Raw genomic sequence first — 21,743 nt, forward strand, 5'->3', positions numbered from 1 at the left:
GTAAAGTTGTGGATAAGCAGCTAAGCTAACGAATGCAAGGACCGATGAGCAGGGCCAAGTGACCGATACGTACAGTTACGACACGTACGGCGAGCGCTTGAGCCACGAAGGTGCAAGCTCGCAGCCGTTCCAGTACAATGGACGCGGGCGGCGTGCAGACGGATGTTAACGGCTTGTACCAGATGCGTGCCCGTTACTATAATCCGGCGATCAAGCGGTTTGTGAATCGGGACGTACTGAGCGGCAGCATCGGGGACGGGTTGACCCTGAACCGGTATGCCTACGTCAACGGCAATCCGGTGTCGTACATCGACCCGTTCGGCCTGAGCGCGGACGGCGCGACGTGGTGGGAGACCGGACTGAGCTTTGCCGCGGACGCCACGCCGTTCGTCGGCACGCTCAAAGGCATCCAGGAAGTATTTAGCGGCGTGGACCTGATCACGGGCCAACAATCGCAGGGATTCCGCTTTTTTGCGTCGGCCGCCCGCAGCCTCTTCCCTCGCTGGAACCGGGCTCCGCATTGGAGTAAGATAATAAGGGAAGCGGTCCGGCGGAGTCCGGCCGTATGGCAATCGTATAGGAGGAGAGCGACATGACAGAGAAATTTCGTGCGTTTTGGTTGGAAGAATCGGAAGGGCGGGTCACCGGTTCCGTGCAGGAGCTTGAAACGGCGGATCTGCCGCCGGGCGAAGTGCTCGTTCGCGTCCGGTATTCCGGCGTGAATTACAAAGACGGCTTGGCCAGCATCAAGGAAGGGCAGGTCGTGCGGCAGTATCCGTTCGTGCCGGGCATCGACTTGGCGGGCGAAGTGATGGTTTCGGAAGACGAACGCTTCGCCGCAGGCGACCGGGTGCTCTGCACCGGCTACGGGCTGGGCGTCTCGCACTTCGGCGGATACAGCGAGCAGGCCCGGTTGCCGGCCGATTGGCTGATCAAGCTGCCGGAAGGGCTGACGCTGCGGGAAGCGATGATTCTCGGCACGGCGGGCTTCACGGCCGGTCTGTCGGTGGATGCGATTGTCAGCGCCGGCCTGACGCCGGAGAGCGGTCCGGTGCTCGTGACCGGCGCTTCCGGCGGAGTCGGCAGCGTAGCGGTGGCGATTCTGGCGAAATTGGGCTTTGACGTGACGGCCAGCAGCGGCAAAGAAGCCGAATGGGATTGGCTCAAGCGGCTCGGCGCTGCCCATACGATCTCGCGCGAGGAAGCGCAGGAGCCGTCCAAAGGCCCGCTCGGCAAAAGCCGCTGGGCGGCGATCGTCGACCCGGTGGGCGGGGCGGGCACGGGCGAACGGCTCAAAAGCGTGCGTTATCGCGGCGTACTGGCCTTGTCGGGCTTGACGGGCGGCGGCGATTTCGCCACGAGCGTGCATCCTTTTATTCTGCGCGGCGTAACGCTGGCCGGAATCGATTCGGTGCAGTGCCCGCTGCCGCTGCGGCTGGACGTCTGGAACAAGCTGGCGGCGGACTGGAAGCCGGAAGCGATCTTCGAGCACGGCGTGCACGAACTGCCGCTCGAAGAGGTGGGCGGAGCGCTTGCGCGCATCCTCAACGGGGAAGCGGTCGGGCGGCAGCTGATTCGGATCTCGGCAGAATAAATATTGCCCATATATAAAGAGGAGGCTGCAAACATGGCTCAAGACGTACCCGTCTATCTGCTGACCGGATTTCTCGGCAGCGGCAAGACGACGCTACTTCAGCGCCTGGTGTCCTATTGGCAGCAGCAGGGACTCAAGCCCGGCGTCATCATCAACGAATTGGGCGACGTCAATCTGGACGGCCTGCTCGTCGAAGCGGAAGTGCCGACGTCCGAGCTGCTCGGCGGCTGTATCTGCTGCACCGTGCGCGAAGACCTGGCGGGCGAACTGGCCGGACTGGTCGAGCGCGATCGGCCGGACGTCGTCCTGATCGAAGCGACCGGAGCCGCCAATCCGATCGACCTGCTCGATTCGGCGACCGAAACGGCGATGTACGCCGGCATCGAGATCAAAGGCCTGATCGCCGTGGCGGATGCCGCGCATCTGCTGGAGATGCACCGCAGCCGCGGCGGCCGCACTTACGCGCTGATGCAGGACCAGATCCGCAGCGCTTCGATCGTCGTGCTGAACAAGATCGACCGCGTCAGCGAACAAGAAGCGGAGCAGCTGGAGCAGGCGATCGCAGGCTGGAACGCTTATGCCCCGATCGTCCGCACCGTGCGCTGCGACACGGATCTCGGACCGCTGCTGGAGACGGGCTTCACGCCGGAACGGGCGGCGGACAGACCGCTGCGCCGCACGCCGGGCGGCGGCTTGAACATGCTCGGATCAAGTCACGGCCATGTGACGTCGTACACCCACCGCTTCGCCCGTCCGGTCGACAGCGAGAAGTTCGAGGCGATGATCGGCGAACTGCCTCGCGAAATTTATCGGGCCAAAGGGCTGCTCACTTTTTCCGATACGGCGAGCCGGTTTTTGTTCCAATATGCTTTTCGCGAACTCGATTTTATCAAAGTGACGCCGCAGGGGCAGCTTAACGATATGGCCGTCTTTATCGGCGAGCATTTTTCGGCAGCGGAACTGCGCCAAAAACTGGAGCGGCTGGAACTCGAAAGCGAGCAGGCGGAAGTTAGCGAGTAAGCGCGATGAAAGGGTTTCATTTTTGTCACTTCTCGGGTAATGGTACCTATCAAAGGCCAGCAGGCCTTAACCATATTCCGGGAGGAACCCAACATGACCCACATGACCGTGACTACATACAAAGAGTGTATCGACGCCTGCATCCGCTGCATGAACGTCTGCAACGTCAGCTACGTTTCGAGCCTCAAAGGGCTCGATATTTTCGAACTTCGCGAATGTCTGCGCCTCGACCGCGAATGCGCGGATCTGTGCGGGGTCGCGATTCAAGCGATGACACGCAACAGCCCGTTCGTCGCCGAAATTTGCGAACTGGTCGCCAAAGCGTGCGATGCGTGCGCCGAAGAGTGCATGAAGCATCCGCACGAGCACTGCCAGGAATGCGTTCGGGTCTGCCGCGAATGTGCGAGCATCTGCCGGGGCATTCTGGTCGCCGCTTAAGCCGCGAACCGAATCGCCAACCGAATTTCAACCGGAACCCGAAGTTCACCGAAGACCGTCTCCTTGCGGAGGCGGTCTTTTTGCATTTCTTCATTATTTTGCATTTTTGCATTTCTTCGTTATTTTCATTCTCTTTTCCAGCCGGCCGACTTGAAAGCAGCCCAAAAAAACCCGACGAACTTTGTTCCGCCGGAGTTTTTTTACGTATAACATGCAATAGGTTCAGCCTTTGGTGCCGGCCGTCAGATTCATGCCTTCGATAAAATATTTCTGGAACAGGAAGAACAGGACGATGACCGGCAGCAGGACGATAACCGAACCGGCCATAAGGTAATTCCACTGCGTCTGCACGCTGCCCCGGAACGACTGGAGACCGATCTGCAGCGTGTACAGCACCTCGTCGTTGACATACAGCAGCGGGCCGAGGAAATCGTTCCATGCACCGTTAAAAGCGAATACCGCGATCGCGGCCAACGCCGGCTTCGACAATGGCAGAACGATGCGCGCCCAGATGTACAGATGGTTCGCCCCGTCGATCTTGGCCGCTTCGCTCAGTTCCCGCGGGATGCTCAAATAGAACTGCCGCAGCATGAAAATGTAGAAGGCGCTGCCGAGAAACTGCGGAATGATCAGCGGGTAATACGTGCCGACCAGATGCAGCTTGGAGAACAGCACGTACTGCGGAATAAGCGTCACGAACCCGGGAATCATCATCGTGGCGAGCAGGACCGAGAACCAGAACTTTTTGCCCCGAAAAGCGATACGCGCAAACCCGTAGGCGATAAACGAATTGACCAGCACATTGCCGGCTACCGCAAAAGCGGCCAGCATCAGCGTATTGAACGCATACAGGGTGAACGGAGCCGCCTGCCACGTATGGACATAGTTCTCGAAATGGAATTGATTCGGGATAAAAGTCGGCGGATACTGCGCGATTTCCTGCGGCGACTTCAGCGACGTGGCGATCATCCACCACAGCGGCAGCAGGAACAGCAGGCTTCCGACAGACAAGACGATGAACAGCAGCGTATCGCGCGCCGAGCGCTTTTTCATCAATCTTCGCCTCCTTCGTAGTACACCCAGCGTTTGGACATGCGAAGATTGATCAGCGTCAGGATCAGCACGATCACGAACAGCACCCAGGCCATCGCCATCGCGTAGCCCATATCGAACAGCTGGAACGCCTGATTCCACATGTACAGGTTATAGAACAGCAGCGAGCCCATCGGTCCTCCGCTGCCGCTGTCGGTCATGACATAGCCTTCCTGGAAAATCTGGAATCCGCCGATAAAGCTCGTCACGACGTCGAAAAAGATGACCGGCGAGATCATCGGCAGCGTAATGTGGATAAAGCGCCGGAACGCGGACGCGCCGTCGAGCTTGGCCGATTCGTACAGCTGTGCCGGAACGCCCTGCAAGCTCGCCAGATACAGCAGCATGCCGCCGCCCACGCTCCACATTTTCATCAGGATAATGGCCGGCTTGGTCCACATCGGATCGCTCAGCCAGGCCGGACCGGGAATGCCGACCCAACCGAGCATCGTGTTGATCAGGCCCGTCGAAGGGTTCAGCAGTTGAATCCAGAGGAAATAGACGCCGACACCCGACAGGACGGCCGGCAGATAATAGATCGTGCGGAAAAAGCGCATGCCGACGATTCGCTCGTTGAGCATCAGCGCCAGCAGAATCGATCCGATCGTCGTCAGCGGCACCATAAAGGCAACATAATACAGCGTATTATACAGCGATTTCCAGAACAGCGGATCTTCCGTGAACATGCGCATGTAATTGCCGACTCCGATAAAGTCCATGCGCGACGTCACGTCGTAATTGGTGAAGCTGCCGTACAGCGAGAACAGCATCGGGAACAGCGTGATGCCGAACAGGCCGATCAGCCACGGGGAGATGAACAGGTAGCCCTGCAGTTCTTCGCGGCGTGCGAGTCGGGATCGTTTCTTTTTCGTTGGAGTAGGGGTGAGCGTGCTCGTGGTGTTTTTCATACAGGCCTCCTTTGCGCAAAAAAGGGTAAAGGAGCCGTTGTCCGGTCGAATCCGGAGCGGCTCCCGTCAGGTGCGTGCGAAGCGGAAATTTATGACTTGTTTTGATCCGTTACTTGTTTTTGTTCATTAGCGATTGGACATCCTGCTGCGCCTGCTGCAGTGCCTGCTGCGGCGTCTCTTTGTCCAGGAACACGGCGTCCATATGCGGATTGATCAGGTCTTTGTAGCCCGAAGCGCTCAGCGGAACCTGGAATACTTTGGTGTTCTCCAGATTTTCGACCGAAGCTTTGTAGACCGCGTTTTTGTTCGCTTCCGGGTCTTCGGCCGCTTCGATATTGGCGACGTTGTCGAAGTTTTCCATCGCCCAATATTTTTGCGCGTCGACGTCGGTCAAATATTTGATAAATGCCCACGCTTCGTCCGGATGGTCGGCGCCCTGCGGAATTTCGACGACGAAGCCGCCGCCGCTGCTCCAATGGCCCGAACCGTCTTCGCGTTCCGGGATCGGCGCCACGCCGATATCGAGATCCTGACCGAATTCCTCGATCTGCGTATTATACGTGCCGGTCTGGATATACATCGCGACTTTGCCGGAGATAAACGGATCGCTGACGCCGCTGCCGAAGTCGGCTTTGATCGCGTCGACCGTTTGGCGGCCCAGACGGTCCTGCCACGATTTCAGCCATTCCAGCGTGGCGACTTTGCCCGGCGTGTCGATCGTCGTGCCGGCATTGTCGTCGAAGTATCCGCTGCCGCCGTCGCCGTTGATCAGCCAGTTGTCGACGCCGAAGTCGCCCCACAGCGGGTAGAAACCGACGCGTTCGTACGTGCTGCCGGTTTTCTTGTCCAGCTTCTGCGCGTACTCTTCGAGCTGGGCCCAAGTCTGCGGCGGCTGCTCCGGGTCGAGCCCGGCTTCGCGGAACGCTTCCTTGTTATAGTAGAGCAGACGCGTATCGGTGTTGAACGGAAGCGCGTACGCTTCGTCGTTGTACAGCACGTTGTTCCAAAGTTCCGGGTAGAACCGGCTTTGGATATCATCCTGCTGCAAATACGCTGTCAGGTTGGTATTTTGGTTTTTGCTGGCCCGCAGGTTGACGTCGGCATAATCGTTGACGATGACGTCGGCGGGATTGCCGGCCGCGATCGAAGCCAGATTTTTGGTCCAAATGTCGCCGAAAGGCAAATAAGTATGCTTCACGACGATGCGGTCCTGCGAACTGTTAAAATCTCCGATGATTTTCTCGATGATGGGACGGCGCGTCTCGGAACCCCAGAAAGTCCAGAAATCGATCGTCACTTTTTGCTGGGCCGCTCCGTCGCCGGACGTGCCGGTCGTCGGCGCTCCGGACGAAGATCTCGACTCCGGCGTGCACGCCGTCAGCAGCAGCATGCAGGACAACATCGTGAGCCAGGCGGCATGCCAAATAGGTCTCGCTCTCAAATTGATAATCCTCCTCTAATATGGGTTAAAAGGGTACAGGCATTCAAAATGCCAAATATCATGCTTTATAAATTAAACCGAAGTTCCGCGCTTAAACCGACTAAAGCGTCCCCGTCCGAATATTCGTTTTGAGCGATATCGCTTGCTTCTTGCGAGGCAACCTTCTATAATGGCGAAAAGACTTATCGAGGAATGTCCATGAACGGGACAGTATCCGATCGACACAGCGGAAGCAGCGAGCCGGGACGGTGAAAGCCGGCGCCGCACCGATCGGAGAAGCGCACCCGGGAGACGGCGATTCGAACGAATGCCTGCGGCCTGGCGCCGCCGGTATTCCGCGTAGAATAGCCCGGTCACGGCACCGTTACCGCCGCTCAAGAGGTTCAAGCCCGTTTGTTCGCCAAACGATGCTTGGGCTATAAGAGTGGTACCGCGGGAGCAAAAGCTCTCGTCTCTTCTACAGAGACGAGAGCTTTTTTGCATGCTTTTTCGGAGGATAACCTGGATCACAATAACTTGCAGGAGGCCAAAGAGATGATAGTATCGAACATCGGAGCAGAGCTGGACAGGCTGTTGGATTGGGAAAAAGGGACGGCGGAACCGCTGCTTGAGCAGCCGCCCGACATGAAATTGGGAGACGCGGCGTTTCCGTGCTTCGCGCTGTCCAAAACGCTGCGCAAAAATCCGCAGTTGATCGCGGCCGAACTGGCGCAGCGTTTTGCCCTTGCCGGCGTGCAGGCATCGGCGGCCGGCGCGTACGTGAACTTCGCGCTGGATCGCGGCCTGCACGCGCAGGCGCTGCTGGAACGGGCCGAACTTCATGCCGTTCAAGGGGAAGGCCGGACGATCGTGATCGATCTGTCGTCGCCGAATATCGCCAAGCCGTTCGGCGTCGGCCATCTGCGTTCGACCGTGATCGGGGCGGCGCTATACCGCATGTATGAAGCGGCCGGCGAGCGCCCGATCAGCGTCAATCACCTGGGGGACTGGGGCACGCAGTTCGGCAAGCAGATTACGGCGTACAAGCGCTGGGGCAGCGAAGAACGGCTGAACGCGTCGCCCATACGCGAATCGCTGGATCTGTACGTACGTTTTCACGACGAAGCGGAGCAGGACCCCAGCCTCGATATCGAAGCGCGCGACTGGTTCCGCCGGTTGGAGAGCGGGGACGAAGAAGCGCTTCGGCTGTGGACCTATTTCGTCGACGTCAGCCTGACCGAATTCAACCGGATGTACGACCGGCTCGGCGTCTCGTTCGACAAAGTGCTGGGCGAGAGCTTCTACAACGATAAAATGGGCGCGGTCGTCGAAGAGCTGCGCGCGGGCGGACTGCTTGAAGAAAGCGACGGCGCCCAGGTCGTCCGGCTCGACGAGGAAGACATGCCGCCGTGCCTGATCTTGAAGTCCGACGGAACGACGATCTATCCGACGCGGGATCTGGCGACGGCGCTGTACCGGCACGACGTGCTCGGCGCGGAGAAACTGCTGTACGTCGTCGGCGCCGAGCAGTCGCTGCATTTCCGCCAAGTGTTCGCGGTGCTGCGCAAAATGGGCCGGACCTGGGCGGAAGAGTGCCGGCATATCCCGTTCGGACTCATGAAGTTCGAAGGCAAGAAAATGTCCACGCGCCGCGGCAAAGTCGTATTTCTCGAAGAAGTGCTGGATGAAGCGGTCGCGCGCGCGTCCGAGATCATGGCAGCCAAAAATCCGCTGCTGCACAATCGCGAAGCGGTCGCGGAAGCGGTCGGAATCGGAGCGATCGTGTTCGGCGACCTGAAGAACAACCGGATCGGCGAGATCGATTTCTCGCTCGAAGAAGCGGTGCAGTTCGAAGGCGAGACCGGACCTTACGTGCAGTACACGCATGCGCGGGCGCGCAGCGTGATCCGCAAAGCGCAAGCGGCAGGCCTGGCGCCGCACGGTTCCGGGGATGCGGCAGAGTCGGAAGCCGGCGTTCCCGGGCATGAAGCCTCATCGGCGGCGTCGGAGCCGTCAGGCGAACAGGCTTATGCGTGGGACGACGCTTCCTGGGAACTGCTCAAGCGGCTGTGCGATTACGAGACCGAGCTTCGGCGCGGGCTGCAGCGGCACGAACCGTCGGCGATCGCGCGCTACGCGCTGGATCTGGCCAAGCTGTTCAACCGGTTCTATCACCACAACAAAGTGCTGACCGAAGTTTCGCAGGAGCGGCAGATCCGTCTGGAACTGACGCGGTTGACGGCGCAGCGGCTGCGCTGGACGCTTGAGCTGCTCGGAATCGGTTCGCCGGAAGAAATTTAAGCTCGGCGTGCGCGCAGGAAGGATTTTGACGAATAATGTCCGTGGGCTGCAACCTTTTTCGAAGACGTGCCGTCTGGGAGAGTGAGAATAAGAAAATCAAACCCAAACTAAAAAGAGGTGGCCCTTATGAAAAAAACAGTCAAAGCTTGTGCAGCCCTCGTTATGGCAGGATCGTTCGCTTTCGCCGCATCGGCATCCGCATTCAGTGACGTATCCGATTCCGCAAACGCCAAAGTCGTCGAATCGCTGCAGCAAAAAAGCATCATGAAAGGGATCGGTTCCGACCGGTTCGCCCCGTCTGTCGACCTGACCAACGCCCAGGCGGTGCAGCTGATCGTCAACGCGTTCGGTCTTGAGACCGACCCCGGCGTCGACTATATGCCGGACCCTAAATTCAACAACGACGCCTGGTATGCGCCGGCTTATGAAGCTGCCCTGCACAACCAGATCAAGACGGTTACGAAAAGCGACTCCGCAAACGGCAAAATGACCCGCGAAGCGTTCGCCAGCCTGCTGCTCGAAGGCATCAACACGACGGGCCAATATCCGACGACGAAAATGTTCATCGTGTTCGAAGATGAGAACGAGTTCACAAAAGAGCATATGAACGCAATCCAGACGCTCGGCAATATGCGCATTCTGTCCCCGGCAAGCGGCGAGTTCCGTCCTCAGGAGCCGATCACCCGTATGGAAGCGGCGCAAATGGTCTATAACGCGGTCGAGTTTATCCAGAACGTCACAGGCGGCAGCGACGAAGGTTCGGAGACGAACAGCGTGAGCGTCGTAACGTCCAAAGAAGCGGACGGACGCGTCAAAGCGACGCTGAAAGCTTCCCTGCCGAATCCGGGTTACGGATTGAAGATCGAAGGCGTGAAGTATGACGGCGGCAAAGCGATCGTTCAATACTCGGTCACCAATCCCGATCCGGACATGATGTATCCGCAGGTCATTACCGACGTCGAAGCTTCGACGTACCTGACCGGCACTTATACCGAAGTGACGACCGAGCAGACCGGCGGCGCTGCGCCCGTGGCGGATGCTAAATCGTTGAAATAAGCAGAGACAAGCACAAATTAGTAGAGAAAATAAGTATAGATCAGCATGAAATCGAAAACGGCTGGGATGGATCGAAGATTTATCCCGGCTGCAGGGCTCTTCCCGTACGCGGGAAGAGCCTTTTTGTATGCCGGATCGCCGAGAATCGTCTCTATAGGCCGAAATGGTGTATAATGGCCGTTAAGCTCATGACACACGCCGCGGACCTCCTCGGCGAGAGAATGGAGAGGACGCAGAATGGCCATCATGACGACGACCGAAGCGGACGGAAGAATCAAAGCGACGCTCAAAGTGTCGCTCCCGAATCCGGGATACGAACTGCATATTCGCGAAGTGATCTACGCGGACGGCAAAGCGGTCATCCGGTATGCCGTCGATTCACCGCGGCCCGGCTTGCTGTATCCGCACGTCATCACCGAAGCGGAAGCTTTCGTGTATCTGACCGGCGCGCCTGCCGAAGTAACAGCCGAACAGATCGGCCGGACGCCCGGCCGACCGGATGCGAAGCTGCTGGAATAGGAAGCAGCCTGAGCTTGGCAAGCCGCGGATGCCGGCTTCGAGAGCATCAAGCTGTTCAGGCGCAGCTCAAACTACGCCAAAAACCCCCGACTCTCCATATGGAGGGTCGGGGGTTTTGACGCTTTTCGGGCGGAGCGCCTGAAGCGAAGTTAGAAGTTAGAAGTTAAGTGAAGTGAAGCGGTCGGGGAATCTTTTAGTCGGCGTTCGCGCCGCCGAAAGCGGGACGCGCGTCAAAGCCCGATTCCGGCTTGCCGGTGACCGGCGTGATCGAATCGCCGCCGCCCTGCTGCAGCTGATACATCTGGAAGTAGCGGCCGCCGTAAGCCATCAACTCGTCGTGATCGCCGCGTTCGACGATCTCGCCGCGGTGCAGCACGAGAATCTGGTCCGCGCTGCGGATCGTCGACAGACGGTGCGCGATGACGAACGTCGTGCGGCCTTTTTTGAGCACGTTCAGAGCTGTTTGGATCAACGATTCCGTCTCGGTATCGATATTGGCCGTCGCTTCATCGAGGATCAGAATAGCCGGATCGAATGCCAGCGCCCGGGCGAACGAGATCAGCTGGCGCTGTCCCGCGGACAGCGTGCTGCCTTTTTCCACGACCGGTTCATCGAATCCACCGGGCAGATCGGCCAGAATCTTGTCGGCGCCGACTTCGCGCAGCGCTTCGTTCACGCGTTCGCGGCTGATTCGCTCGTCGCCGAGACTGACGTTGGACGCGATCGTGCCGGTGAACAGGTAAGGGTCCTGCAGCACGATGCCCATATGCTGGCGAATATGCTGCTTGGGCAGATCGAGCACGCTTTGGCCGTCGATCGTGATCGTGCCTTTTTGCGGATCGTAGAAGCGGAACAGCAGGTTGATGATCGAACTTTTGCCCGAACCCGTATGTCCGACCAAAGCGACCGTCTGGCCCTGCTTCGCTTCGAACGAGATGTTTTTGAGCACGTAATCTTTTTTATAGGCGAACGATACGTCCTTGAATGCCACGTCGCCCCGATAACGCTTCATGCCGCCGTCGGTGACGTTCTCGCCCGGTTCGTCGAGCAGTTCGAACACGCGTCCCGCCGACACCATGGCCGAGTCCAGCGCAGCCAGTTGGTTCATCATGCCGGTAATCGGCTGGAACAAGCGTCCCAGAATGTCGACGAACGCGTACAGCGCGCCGAGCGAGATGATGGAAGCCGCTCCGTCGATCGTGGAGGTGCCGAAGAACCAGATGACGACCGTGAACGACAGATTGCGCAGCACGTTGACCAGGTTATGGGAAGTGAGCGAGTTCAAGTTGAGCATTTTATTCTGGTGCTTCATGTAATCGCCGTTCAGTTCCTCGAATTCGTCGCGCGTCTGCTTCTCGCGGCGGAACACCCGAATGATCGACATGCCCTGAATAGACTCGTTGATAATCGCGTTCAATTCGCTGAGGCGCGAGCGGATGACGGTGTTGTATTGGGTCGCGATTTTGCGGTACAGGTAGATCCACAGGATGATCAGCGGCACGACGAAGAGCGAGACCGCCGCCAGACGGGGATCGAGAATGAACAAAGCGATATAAATGCCGGTGATGTACACAATGCCGGTCGTAAAATTGGACAAGACCGCGATAAACAATTCTTTGACCGCTTCCGTGTCGTTCGTAATGCGGGAGACGACTTTGCCGGCCGGCAGATTGTCGAAGAAGTTGACCGGCAGCCGCTGGATATGCGCATACAGATCAAGCCGCAGCCGCTGGATAACCCGGTTGGCCGAAGATTGCAGCCAGTAGGTCTTGCCGAATTCCATCGCGATCGAGATGGCGAGGAACAGCAGATAGAGCAGGATCAACTTCATGATGCCCGGAATTTCCGGTTCGTAGAAGCGGAACAGCTCTTCCTTGGACAGACGCTCGGCCGGGTACGAGACCGTTCCGCCGGCCGTTTGGATCGTGAGCGTTCCGCTTTCGAAGCTGCGATCGCCTTCGACGACCGGAATCGCCTCGTCGACGAACACGAAGCCCCGGCCGACCTGCAGCACATGGACTTCTTCGCCGCGCGTCTCGCCTTCGGCAAAGCGATTGCCGCGCTTGTAATGGCCGTCCTGGTAAGCGACCGTGCCTTCGCCGGCCGCGTCCGTTTCGTAGTACGGATCTTCGATGCCCATCACGTGGTCGTCGATCATCGTTTTGGCGATAAACGGACTTGCGAGTTCGGCGCCGACGCCGATCGAGAGCGCGACGATAGCCGCGATAAACGTGCCTTTGGCCGTGAGCGCGTAGCGCAGCAGCCGGCGGGTTGTTTGTTTCTTCGGCACCGCCGTCGTTGCTTCGGGGTGTCCGGTATTAGTTGTCATGGTCGGTATGCACCTCCTCGGAGGAGAGATTGGATTCCACCTGCTGCCGGTCGTACTGCTCGCGATACCAGCCGCCCTGCGCGATCAGCTGCGCATGGGTACCTTGTTCGACGATACGGCCTTTTTCGAGCACGACGATATGGTCGGCATGCTCGACGGCGGACAGGCGGTGGGTCGAGATCAGCGTCGTTTTGCCCGCGCGCTTCTCCCGGATATTATGAATGATGCGCGCTTCGGTACGCGCGTCGACGGCGGACAAGGCATCGTCGAGAATCAGGATCTGCGGCTCGGCGATAAAAGCGCGCGCCAGCGAGACGCGCTGCTTCTGACCGCCGGAGAGCGAGACGCCCCGTTCGCCGACCCGGGTCTCAAGCCCGTCGGACAGCGTTTCCAGGTCGCCTTCGAATGCGGCGGTGCGGATCGCTTCCATGATGTCGGCTTCGTCCGCGTCCTGCTTGCCGTACCGGATATTTTCGCGCACCGTTTTGGAGAACAGGATCTGTTCCTGCGGCACGTAACCGATCCAGCCGTGCAGCCGGTCTTTGCTGAGCGATTCGATCGGGGTATCGGACAGCAGAATCTCGCCCGAACCGGTCGGATATTCGTGCAGCAGCTGCTTGAGCAGCGTCGACTTGCCGCTGCCGGTCCGGCCGACGACGCCAAGCGTCTGTCCGGCGAGCAGCTTCAGGCTGACCTGTTCCAGATTGTCGACCGTGGACGTCGGATAACGAAACGTGACGTTCCGGAATTCGATCGATTCCGGCAGGGCGACATCGGTCGGCTGCTGCGGTTCTTCGATATCTGCTTTGGTGAACAGCACTTCGTTGACCCGGTCGAGCGAAGCGCCGCCGCGCTGCATGATGTTGATCAACTCGCCGATGGCGAACATCGGCCAGATCATCATGCCGAGGTACATGTTGAACGTTACGAGGTCGCCGAGCGTCAATTCGCTGCGGAAGACGAGGTAGATCCCGTAAGCGAGGCCGATCAGATAGCTGAGGCCGACGCATAGGCGAATATAAGGTTCGAACACCGCGTCGACCCGGGCAACCGCCAGGTTTTTTTTGTAGACGTCGTTCGTAATGTCGGAGAAACGTTTCTCGTCATGGCGTTCTTGGACATAGGCGCGAATGACGCGGATGCCCGCGACCGATTCAAGCACCTGGTCGTTCATGTCGCCGAACGAATCCTGGGCCAGCGTGTAGCGCTGGTGAATGATTTTGCCGTAGATGCTCATGCCGATCGCGATGAACGGCAGCGGGATCAGGGCGGCGAGCGTCAGCTTCCAGCTGACGATAAAGCCCATGGCGAGCAGCACCGTCAGCAGGAACAAGGTGGAGTCGGTCAGCGTCAGCATGCCGAATCCGGCAGTCATCGCCACGGCGCGCAGGTCGTTCGTAGCCCGGGCCATCAGGTCGCCGGTCCGGTTGCGCTCGAAGAACGGCGGCGTCATATGCAGCAGATGCGCCATAAAGCGGCTGCGCAGCAGTCTTTCCACGAGATTGGAGCCGCCGAACAGCTGGCGCATCCATATGTACGTAATGCCGTACATCACGACGAGCAGGGCCAGGATGCCGCCGATGTACATCAGCAGCCGTTCGGTCGTGATCAATCCGCCGGCGATATCGTCGACGGCGATGCCGATCAGACGGGGCGGCAGCAGCTCGATAACGCCGACCAGCACGAGGAAGAACACCCCGATCAGGTAGCGTCTTTGTTCTTGCTTGAAAAACCAGCCTAAATTTTGAAGGACGGAAAACATTCCATCACTTCCTTTCTTCGCATGAGAAATTTACCAATCATTTGTGCGAAAATCGCAAAAAAAGCATATCGCGGCGCGCGATATGCTTAAAAAAGCGATTCATATGGCGAACGAGGGGACAAAACCGCTCGTCGCATTTTCTCGTCTGGCGGGTGCGAATCCCGGACTCCTCAGGAGGCGGAAACGCAAGCCGGCAAACGGCGGACGGAAGCTTCATCGATATGAAGTTCGGAAAGGGCGCACTGCAGGCCATGGGCGTCGTCGAAAGTGGGGCCAAAGCTTTCCTTGAACGTTAACATCGAATTCACTCCTTCCTGGGTTTGATGATCGCAAATGATCTCGTATGCCCCGATTTTAGCACCGTCTCTTTGAAAAAGTCAACGAAAAAGTTTTCGATTGTGAACGAAATGTGAACGGGGGAAGAAGAGGCGGGGCTGCGGTTTGTCGCGGACTCCATTCTGGGGTATGATAAAAGCATCACCGAAACGTCCGGAAGGACGTCTTCGTCAACGCACCAAGGAGGGAAACCGATATGACTCTTAACGTTACGCAGCAGGCGGCCGATTGGTACAAGAAGGAACTCGGACTGCAGTCGGGCGATTACATTCGCTTCTATGCGAGATACAGCAACACGAGCGAGATCCACCCGGGCTTTTCGCTCGGAATCGCCACGGAAGATCCGAGCAACCCGGGCTTGACCCAGGCTTCGGAAGGCATCACGTTCTACATGGAGGAAAAAGATCTCTGGTATCTCGAAGGGTATCGGCTTAATGTGACGTATTTGCCGGAACACGACGATATTTTGTACGCGTACGAACGGGAATAGCGCGAAAGTTTGCAAAAGAACCCTACAGCGAAGAAGCGATCATTCGAACAAAAAAAGACGAACGTACCGGCATGAACCGGTCGTTCGTCTTTTTTGTGCGTTCGAAGCGGGCGGTCCGGACAGGAACGCTCGCCGTCTATTCAGGCCGTTACAGCTGCGCCGTGCCTTCCAGCGCGAAATCGAAATCGTCGATATCGAACACCTGAATCGGGACGGCTGCCGCGATGATGCGTTCGATCATCTCCAGCTGGTCGGTCAGCACGGGAGCTTCTTCCTTGAGCGCAGACAGCAGCAGTTCCGTTTCGATCGGATCGAATACTTCTCCGTAATGGGCGTTATCCACCGCATTGATGATGCTGAGTTTGATCTGATCGCCGAGCAGGATCGGAGCGCTTTTGGCCCACGGCACCGATAACGCTTTTTGGATCTTTTTCTTGTTCAGCGGTTCTTCGAAGTAAGCGATCAATTCTTTGACTTTTTCTTTGACGTGGCGGTCGTCGCCGGGCTCGTTCATGAGCGGCTCCGAGCCTTCTTCGAATTCGTAAAGTTCCAGCACGGTCGTGTACGGAACGATATATTCGACCGGACGGTTCGCCGCGAGCAGCTGCCCGTAAATCGCGACCATCACGGCTTCAATGACAAAACGTTGAGACATAAGCAGCGGTCCTCCTAGCGGCCGATTCGCGATCTTGCGATCGGTTCGACCAAATCCTTGTTATAGTGGGAAGTATAGCACAACAAAACGGCGAAATCAGCTTTTTGCGGACTTTTCGCGCGCGTGCGAACGCCGCGCGATATGCTCGGCGATCTGTCCGCCGTGCTTGCGCCCGCTCTCGATAAACACTTCGTTGGCGTTGCGTCCGGAAGCGATGACGCCCGCCACGTATAGTCCCGGTACGCCGGTCTCCATCGTATCGGGATCGTACACCGGTTTGTCGAGATCGTCCGACATTTGCGCCCCGGCTTCGGTCAACAGCTTGCGATCCGGCCGGAAACCGGTCATGGCGAGCACGAAGTCGTTGGCGATGCGCGCTGCGCCTTCCGGTCCCTGCACGACGACGTAATCTTCGCCGATTTCGCTCAGGCTCGAACCGAGGTGCAGCGTAATTTTGCCTTTGGCGATCATGCCTTCGAACAGCGGACGCACCCACGGTTTGATATGCTGCGAAATTTCCGTGCCGCGATAGACCATGTCGATTTTGGCGCCGACCCGGATCAGCTCGAGCGCCGAATCGACCGCCGAGTTGCTGCCTCCGACGATCGCCACGTTCATGCCCGCGTAAGGATGGGCTTCGCGGAAATAATGCGTCACTTTGTCTTTGTCTTCGCCGGGAATGCCCAGTTCGTTCGGATGGTCAAAATACCCCGTTGATACGACGACGCTGCCCGCTTCGTATTCGTGCTTGTGGCCTGCGCGGTCGAGCGTCTCGACGCGGAACGTGCCGTCCGATTGCGGACGGACCGAAGTCGCTTCTTCGTAAGACGAGATACGCAGGTCGTAATGGCTCGCGACTTTGCGGTAATAGGCGAGCGCTTCGTGACGGAACGGCTTTTCGTTCGGCGAGGTGAACGGCACTTCGCCGATTTCGAGCAGTTCGGCCGTGCTGAAAAATTGCATGTTCGTCGGGTACAGGTAGATGGAATGCACCACGTTATGCTTTTCGATGATTCGGACGGACAGCCCGCGGCGGCCGCATTCGATCGCGGCCGATAATCCGCACGGCCCCGCGCCGATAATCAGGACGTCTTCTTTTTCCATGGTCTTTGGTTGTTCCCCCTTGAGATGTGCTTGCTTGATACACTTGCGGCTGTTCTTATCTGTGAACAGCGTTCTTCTCCATTATCGCGCAAAGCGGCTTTTTCGTCCAACGCGCCGCGCCAAGATAACACTCTTTTTCGGAAAAAGCTTGACATTGTTTTGGCCGTTCCGCTAGAATGTGGGCAAATAGCCAGTGAAGGGAGAGAAGACCATGACTACAACTTATTCGATTGTACCGACTTGTCGTTGTCTCTCCCTGTGCCCGGCGATGCGAACGGATGAAGTCCGTCTATAGGTTTTCTTGCAAAAGAAAGCCGAAGACGGCAGTCCGCGGCGTATTCGACCGCGGATGCTGCTTCAATGCGACCTGTCGAACGCACGTTGAGGCTTATCAACGCTGCGCCGGACGGTCGAATCGGACAGCCGGGGAGAGAACTCTCCCCGGCTTTTTTGCGCCCTTTTTTGGGGCGTACCGGAGCTTGGGAGAGGCGGAGGTGCCGCAAGACCCACCCAAATCCCATTTTCCGGAGGCTTCCATGCATAAAAAAACGCAAAAAACGATCAACAAACCGATGATGAACGAATCAATAAACGAATCAATCAACAAACCGATGAACGAATCCATAAACGAATCGACGAACGAACCGACGCTCGAAAGTTTGAACAATCCGGCGGCGCAAGCCGAAGAAAGGGCGGAAGCGGCCGACTTCGGATTTCCGTTCTCGTACGGCTGGGATGCCGATTGGAACGAAGCCTGGAAGTCCGCCGGATTCGAGGCGGCCGGCTGGATTCCCGTCCGAATGACGGCCGATTTCGGCCAGCAGTTCAAGGTCGCGACCGCCGACGGCGAATGGACGGCCGAGACCAGCGGCCGACTGCGCCATATGACGCAGGGCGAAGCCGACCTGCCCGCCGTCGGCGACTGGCTCGCCGCCGAACCGCTGCCCGGCGAGCGCCGGGTACGCATTCACGGCGTGCTGCCCAGACGCGGCAAAATTTCCCGCAAAGCCGCCGGCGCTCCTGTCCGGGAACAGATGATCGCCGCGAACGTGGATACGCTGTTTCTTGTCACGTCGCTCAATTTCGATCTGAACGCGCGCCGGCTCGAACGCTATTTGATCATGGCCTGGAACTCGGGCACGCAACCAGTGATCCTGCTGAGCAAAGCGGATTTGTGCACGGCCGAGTTTCGGGCGCGCGCATTGGCCGAAGTGTCGGCGGTCGCTCCCGGCGTGCCGATCCACGTCGTCAGCGCCCAAACGGGCGAAGGGATAGCCGAAGTCGCCGCTTATTTTGCGGGCGGCCGGAGCTGCGCGCTGACCGGCACGTCCGGCTGCGGCAAATCGACGCTGACGAACCGCCTGGCGGGAGGCGACTGGCTGCGCACAGGCGGCATCCGCGAAGACGACAGCCGCGGGCGGCATACGACGACGCATCGGCAGATGGTGCCGATGCCGGGAGGCGGCGTGCTGATCGACACGCCGGGCATGCGCGAGCTGCAGCCGTGGGAAGGCGAGGAAGACGGCCTGTCCGGCACGTTCGCCGATATCGAAGTGCTGGCGCAGCGCTGCCGTTTCCGCGATTGTACCCACAAGCGCGAAGAAGGCTGCGCCGTGCAGGCGGCCGCGGCGTCCGGCGAACTCGATGCTGGACGCCTGATCGGCTACGGCAAGACGCAGCGTGAACTGGCGTTCCTCGAACGCAAAGAAAAAAGCCGCTCTTCCTCCGGCCGCTCGGCCGGAAGCGGCAAGCGGGATCGGACAGAGCGGCGGAGCCGGAACTGGATGGACGAAGAATGACGGACTAAGGACGGACTAAGGATAGCCTGACGTCAGTAAGCGGACGGAGTGAGCACTTTCTCCAGCGGAGAAGTGGCGCCGTCCGCTTGTTGGCGTTTGGCATGACGTTCGGCCGCGGTGCCTGCCGTACGCTTCGGAGCCGGCGTGCCCGCCGTTTCGCCGGCAGCGCTCTCTTTCGCCTGGGCGACCGAAGAACGGAACGGAGCGCGCTCTGCTTTGAACGCGTCGACCATGTCGAGGAACTGGTCGAACAGCAGATTGCTGTCGGTCGGTCCCGGAGCGGCTTCCGGATGGAACTGAACGGAGAACGCGGGCGCGCTTTTGTGTTTCAGCCCTTCCACGCTGCCGTCGTTGTTGTTGATATGCGTCAGAACCAGGTCCGTCTGCGCAAGGCTGTCTTCCAGCACCGAATAGCTGTGGTTCTGCGACGTGATCAGGCAGCGGTTCGCCGCCAGGTCTTTGACCGGATGGTTCGCTCCGCGGTGCCCGAACTTCAGCTTGGTCGTATCGGCGCCGGAAGCGAGCGCGAACAGCTGGTGGCCGAGGCAGATGCCGAACAGCGGCAGCTGGCCGATCAGTTGACGGACCGTCTCGATCGCTTCCGGCACGTCCTTGGGATCGCCGGGGCCGTTCGACAGCAGCACGCCGTCGGGGTTGAACCGGCGAATGTCCGCCACGTCGGCCGCATGCGGCACGACGACCACGTCGCAGCCGCGTTCGCCCAGCTCGCGGACGATGCCCGCTTTGCTGCCGTAGTCGATGACGACGATACGCTGCTTGGTGCCCGGAACGCGGTACGGACGCGGGGTCGATACCCGGCTCACCTGATCGCGGGTCACGGCGGATGCCTGCAGCTGCTCCAGCAGCTCTTCGGGGCTTGCCGTACCCGTCGTGATCAAGCCGCGCAGCGTACCGTGGTTGCGCAGGCGGCGCGTCAGCATCCGCGTATCGATATCCGCGATGCCCGGAATATCGTATTCCTTCAGCAGCGAGCCGAGATCCGAATCGGAACGCCAGTTGCTCGGCGCGTTCTCGTAGCGGCGAACGACAAAGCCGTGAATCCACGGACGCACCGCTTCGAAGTCTTCACGGTTGATGCCGTAATTGCCGATCAGCGGCTGGGTCATCGTCACGATCTGGCCGCAGTAGGAAGGATCGGAGAGCACCTCCTGATAGCCGGTAATGCCTGTGTTGAATACGATCTCGCCCGTCATTTGCTGGTCGCTGCCAAAAGAACTTCCCGTGAACAGCGTACCGTCTTCCAAAATAAGTCTGGCTTTCATGCCGATTCCCTCCTTGAGCTGCCTTCTATATATGAAGAGTTCTGAACTCTGCAAATTTATGTTTAACTAAATATACAACAATGAGAATAAATATGCAACGCAGTCGATAAAAAAAGCGGGGCTTTTCCCGCTTTATTCCGCTCGTAAAAACTTTTTGTAAAAACTTGGGCTTTCAATTTTAACGTGGTTATCCGCCTCTAACGCGCATACCCGCCGCCGTACGAGGGAGGTTCGTTCCACGCCGCCGACAGCCCTGCCGCAAAAGCAGGCTGCTCTTCCGGCATGCCGATCTCGACGTAGCGGTCTTCGGCGCAGTCGTATTCCACCAGGAACCGGTGCGGATGCGTGCACGCCATACATACGGTGCTGCCTTCCAGCAGCAGCTTGCCCGGCTCTTTGGAGACCAGCTTCATCCAGGCGACCGGTCCACTGATGTAACGCGCTCCGTCCGGGCCGAAAGCGCCCGTGCACTGGAAAGTCCGGAAGCAGTGCCCGCAGAGGCAATCTTTTTTCAAGAACATGACCGTGTCTCCTTTCATGCGTGTATTTGGACTTGATTTTGCTTGATTTGGACTTGATCGACGTGCTGTACAATTTTACACTTGACAAGATATTACCACGGGTTTTTTCATTGAAACCTTTCTCGCGAAAAACAGACAAATAATAGGGGAACTAAGTATGGAAAACAGACCGAAGATTTAAACAGGGGAATTGAAGGGTACTTATAAAAATGGGCGACAGGCCCGGCAAAGGAGTGACAGCGAGCGATGAAACTGAAGACGCAGCGATGTACCGGAGATCAGGTACGGTTGGATCACATTCATACGGATTACCGGGCGGACGAACGTCCGGGCGACGACGAGATCGAAGCGAAAAAGAAAAAATTGAGCCGCCGCCTCGAACATTTGCAGGAAAAATTGTTTTCGTCGCGCAGCAGAGCTGTCCTGTTCGTGTTTCAGGGCATGGACTGCAGCGGCAAAGACGGCACGATCAACCACGTTTTTTCCCAGGTCAATCCGCAGGGCGTGCTCTCGCACAGTTTCAAAGCGCCTACCGACGAGGAACTGGGCCACGACTACTTATGGAGAGCGCATCGCCAGGTGCCGGAACTCGGCTATATCGGAGCGTTCAACCGTTCGTACTACGAAGACGTGCTGATCAGCCGCGTGCACGGAACGATCGAAGACAAGCGCGCGCGCAAGCGGTTCGGGCAGATCAACAACTTCGAGAAGATGCTGATGGAAAACGGCGTGACCGTCGTAAAAATCTTTTTGCATATTTCGAAAAAATTCCAGCTCGACAAATTGATCGCCCGTATCGAAAATCCGCATAAAAACTGGAAGTTCGATCCCAGCGACCTCTCCGAACGCAAACATTGGGACAAGTACCAGGCCTGCTACGAAGACGTGCTGACGGAATGCGCGAGCAAAAAGCTGCCGTGGCACGTCGTTCCCGCCGACGATCGGGCGATGCGGGATCTCGCGGTGCTGCAAATCGCGGTCGATACGCTGGAAGATCTGGACCTCGAATTCCCGCCGCCGGTGCCGGAGCTTCAGAACCTGCTGCCGGAACTGTACCGGGAAAGAGACGGGAAATCTTCCAAAAGCAAGTAATTCAGGCAAAAGACAATGACGACC

19 protein-coding genes are annotated in these 21,743 nt (G+C 58.3%); 10 read left to right on the forward strand and 9 right to left on the reverse strand.

Going from position 1 to position 21,743, the window contains the following annotated elements; all coding sequences use genetic code 11:
- Positions 1 to 152: 152 nt before the first annotated feature.
- From FTE24_RS01075 to FTE24_RS01090, 4 genes are all read left to right on the forward strand, one after another.
- Positions 153 to 596 carry an RHS repeat-associated core domain-containing protein gene (locus tag FTE24_RS01075; RefSeq protein ID WP_160441613.1) on the forward strand — a complete coding sequence of 148 codons (444 nt, stop codon included), beginning with the start codon at positions 153 to 155 and terminating at the stop codon, positions 594 to 596.
- The gene (locus FTE24_RS01080; protein ID WP_150235679.1) at positions 593 to 1,594 is read left to right on the forward strand and encodes an acrylyl-CoA reductase family protein; all 1,002 of its coding nucleotides are present in this window, start codon (positions 593 to 595) and stop codon (positions 1,592 to 1,594) included. Before FTE24_RS01075 ends, FTE24_RS01080 begins: the two co-directional genes overlap by 4 nt.
- A gap of 33 nt (positions 1,595 to 1,627) precedes the next feature.
- The gene (locus FTE24_RS01085) at positions 1,628 to 2,614 is read left to right on the forward strand and encodes a CobW family GTP-binding protein (RefSeq protein ID WP_150235675.1); all 987 of its coding nucleotides are present in this window, start codon (positions 1,628 to 1,630) and stop codon (positions 2,612 to 2,614) included.
- A gap of 102 nt (positions 2,615 to 2,716) precedes the next feature.
- Complete coding sequence (locus tag FTE24_RS01090; protein ID WP_141450550.1) at positions 2,717 to 3,052, forward strand: four-helix bundle copper-binding protein; 336 nt, start codon at positions 2,717 to 2,719, stop codon at positions 3,050 to 3,052.
- Positions 3,053 to 3,274: 222 nt separating this feature from the next.
- On the opposite strand, the gene FTE24_RS01095 is transcribed toward FTE24_RS01090, so the two are convergent.
- The 3 genes from FTE24_RS01095 to FTE24_RS01105 form a co-directional block, all read right to left on the reverse strand.
- Positions 3,275 to 4,105: a carbohydrate ABC transporter permease gene (locus tag FTE24_RS01095; RefSeq protein WP_150235673.1), complete on the reverse strand. Its 831-nt coding sequence runs from the start codon at positions 4,103 to 4,105 to the stop codon at positions 3,275 to 3,277.
- On the reverse strand, positions 4,105 to 5,052 hold the full coding sequence (locus FTE24_RS01100) for a carbohydrate ABC transporter permease (RefSeq protein ID WP_150235671.1): 948 nt from the start codon (positions 5,050 to 5,052) through the stop codon (positions 4,105 to 4,107). The genes FTE24_RS01095 and FTE24_RS01100 overlap by 1 nt, the downstream gene beginning before the upstream one ends.
- 109 nt (positions 5,053 to 5,161) lie before the next feature.
- Positions 5,162 to 6,493, reverse strand: a complete 1,332-nt coding sequence (locus tag FTE24_RS01105; protein ID WP_237401574.1) for an ABC transporter substrate-binding protein — start codon at positions 6,491 to 6,493, stop codon at positions 5,162 to 5,164.
- 534 nt (positions 6,494 to 7,027) lie between these two features.
- Between FTE24_RS01105 and argS the strand changes: the two genes are divergently transcribed.
- The 3 genes from argS to FTE24_RS01120 all read left to right on the forward strand — a co-directional run bounded on the left by argS (position 7,028) and on the right by FTE24_RS01120 (position 10,348).
- A complete protein-coding gene (gene argS / locus FTE24_RS01110; protein ID WP_150235669.1) occupies positions 7,028 to 8,773 on the forward strand; it encodes an arginine--tRNA ligase in 1,746 nt (581 codons plus the stop codon).
- Positions 8,774 to 8,899: 126 nt separating this feature from the next.
- The gene (locus FTE24_RS01115) at positions 8,900 to 9,829 is read left to right on the forward strand and encodes an S-layer homology domain-containing protein (RefSeq protein ID WP_150235667.1); all 930 of its coding nucleotides are present in this window, start codon (positions 8,900 to 8,902) and stop codon (positions 9,827 to 9,829) included.
- Between the two features lie 237 nt (positions 9,830 to 10,066).
- Positions 10,067 to 10,348, forward strand: coding sequence for a hypothetical protein (locus FTE24_RS01120; RefSeq protein ID WP_150235665.1), 282 nt, complete (start codon positions 10,067 to 10,069; stop codon positions 10,346 to 10,348).
- A 193-nt stretch (positions 10,349 to 10,541) separates the two neighbouring features.
- Here the strand turns inward: FTE24_RS01120 and FTE24_RS01125 are convergent, their stop codons facing one another.
- Positions 10,542 to 12,677, reverse strand: a complete 2,136-nt coding sequence (locus FTE24_RS01125; RefSeq protein ID WP_150235663.1) for an ABC transporter ATP-binding protein — start codon at positions 12,675 to 12,677, stop codon at positions 10,542 to 10,544.
- On the reverse strand, positions 12,667 to 14,439 hold the full coding sequence (locus tag FTE24_RS01130; RefSeq protein WP_150235661.1) for an ABC transporter ATP-binding protein: 1,773 nt from the start codon (positions 14,437 to 14,439) through the stop codon (positions 12,667 to 12,669). Before FTE24_RS01130 ends, FTE24_RS01125 begins: the two co-directional genes overlap by 11 nt.
- A gap of 532 nt (positions 14,440 to 14,971) precedes the next feature.
- Here FTE24_RS01130 and FTE24_RS01135 point away from each other — a divergent pair.
- Complete coding sequence (locus FTE24_RS01135; protein WP_141449478.1) at positions 14,972 to 15,265, forward strand: HesB/YadR/YfhF family protein; 294 nt, start codon at positions 14,972 to 14,974, stop codon at positions 15,263 to 15,265.
- A gap of 148 nt (positions 15,266 to 15,413) precedes the next feature.
- On the opposite strand, the gene FTE24_RS01140 is transcribed toward FTE24_RS01135, so the two are convergent.
- Positions 15,414 to 15,920 (reverse strand): ADP-heptose synthase, encoded by a 507-nt coding sequence (locus tag FTE24_RS01140; RefSeq protein WP_141449479.1) that lies wholly within the window; start codon positions 15,918 to 15,920, stop codon positions 15,414 to 15,416.
- A 96-nt stretch (positions 15,921 to 16,016) separates the two neighbouring features.
- Positions 16,017 to 17,024, reverse strand: a complete 1,008-nt coding sequence (locus tag FTE24_RS01145; RefSeq protein ID WP_150235659.1) for a YpdA family putative bacillithiol disulfide reductase — start codon at positions 17,022 to 17,024, stop codon at positions 16,017 to 16,019.
- Between the two features lie 536 nt (positions 17,025 to 17,560).
- On the opposite strand from FTE24_RS01145, the gene rsgA reads away from it, so the two are divergent.
- Positions 17,561 to 18,823, forward strand: a complete 1,263-nt coding sequence (gene rsgA, locus FTE24_RS01150) for a ribosome small subunit-dependent GTPase A (RefSeq protein ID WP_237401575.1) — start codon at positions 17,561 to 17,563, stop codon at positions 18,821 to 18,823.
- A gap of 32 nt (positions 18,824 to 18,855) precedes the next feature.
- On the opposite strand, the gene FTE24_RS01155 is transcribed toward rsgA, so the two are convergent.
- Complete coding sequence (locus FTE24_RS01155) at positions 18,856 to 20,106, reverse strand: carbamoyl phosphate synthase small subunit (protein WP_150235657.1); 1,251 nt, start codon at positions 20,104 to 20,106, stop codon at positions 18,856 to 18,858.
- A gap of 197 nt (positions 20,107 to 20,303) precedes the next feature.
- Positions 20,304 to 20,627, reverse strand: a complete 324-nt coding sequence (locus FTE24_RS01160) for a hypothetical protein (RefSeq protein ID WP_150235655.1) — start codon at positions 20,625 to 20,627, stop codon at positions 20,304 to 20,306.
- Positions 20,628 to 20,873: 246 nt separating this feature from the next.
- On the opposite strand from FTE24_RS01160, the gene FTE24_RS01165 reads away from it, so the two are divergent.
- The gene (locus tag FTE24_RS01165) at positions 20,874 to 21,719 is read left to right on the forward strand and encodes a PPK2 family polyphosphate kinase (RefSeq protein ID WP_150235652.1); all 846 of its coding nucleotides are present in this window, start codon (positions 20,874 to 20,876) and stop codon (positions 21,717 to 21,719) included.
- Positions 21,720 to 21,743 lie beyond the last annotated feature (24 nt).

Source organism: Saccharibacillus sp. WB 17, from assembly GCF_008634075.2.
In the GTDB taxonomy this organism is placed as follows: Bacteria; Bacillota; Bacilli; order Paenibacillales; family Paenibacillaceae; genus Saccharibacillus; species Saccharibacillus brassicae.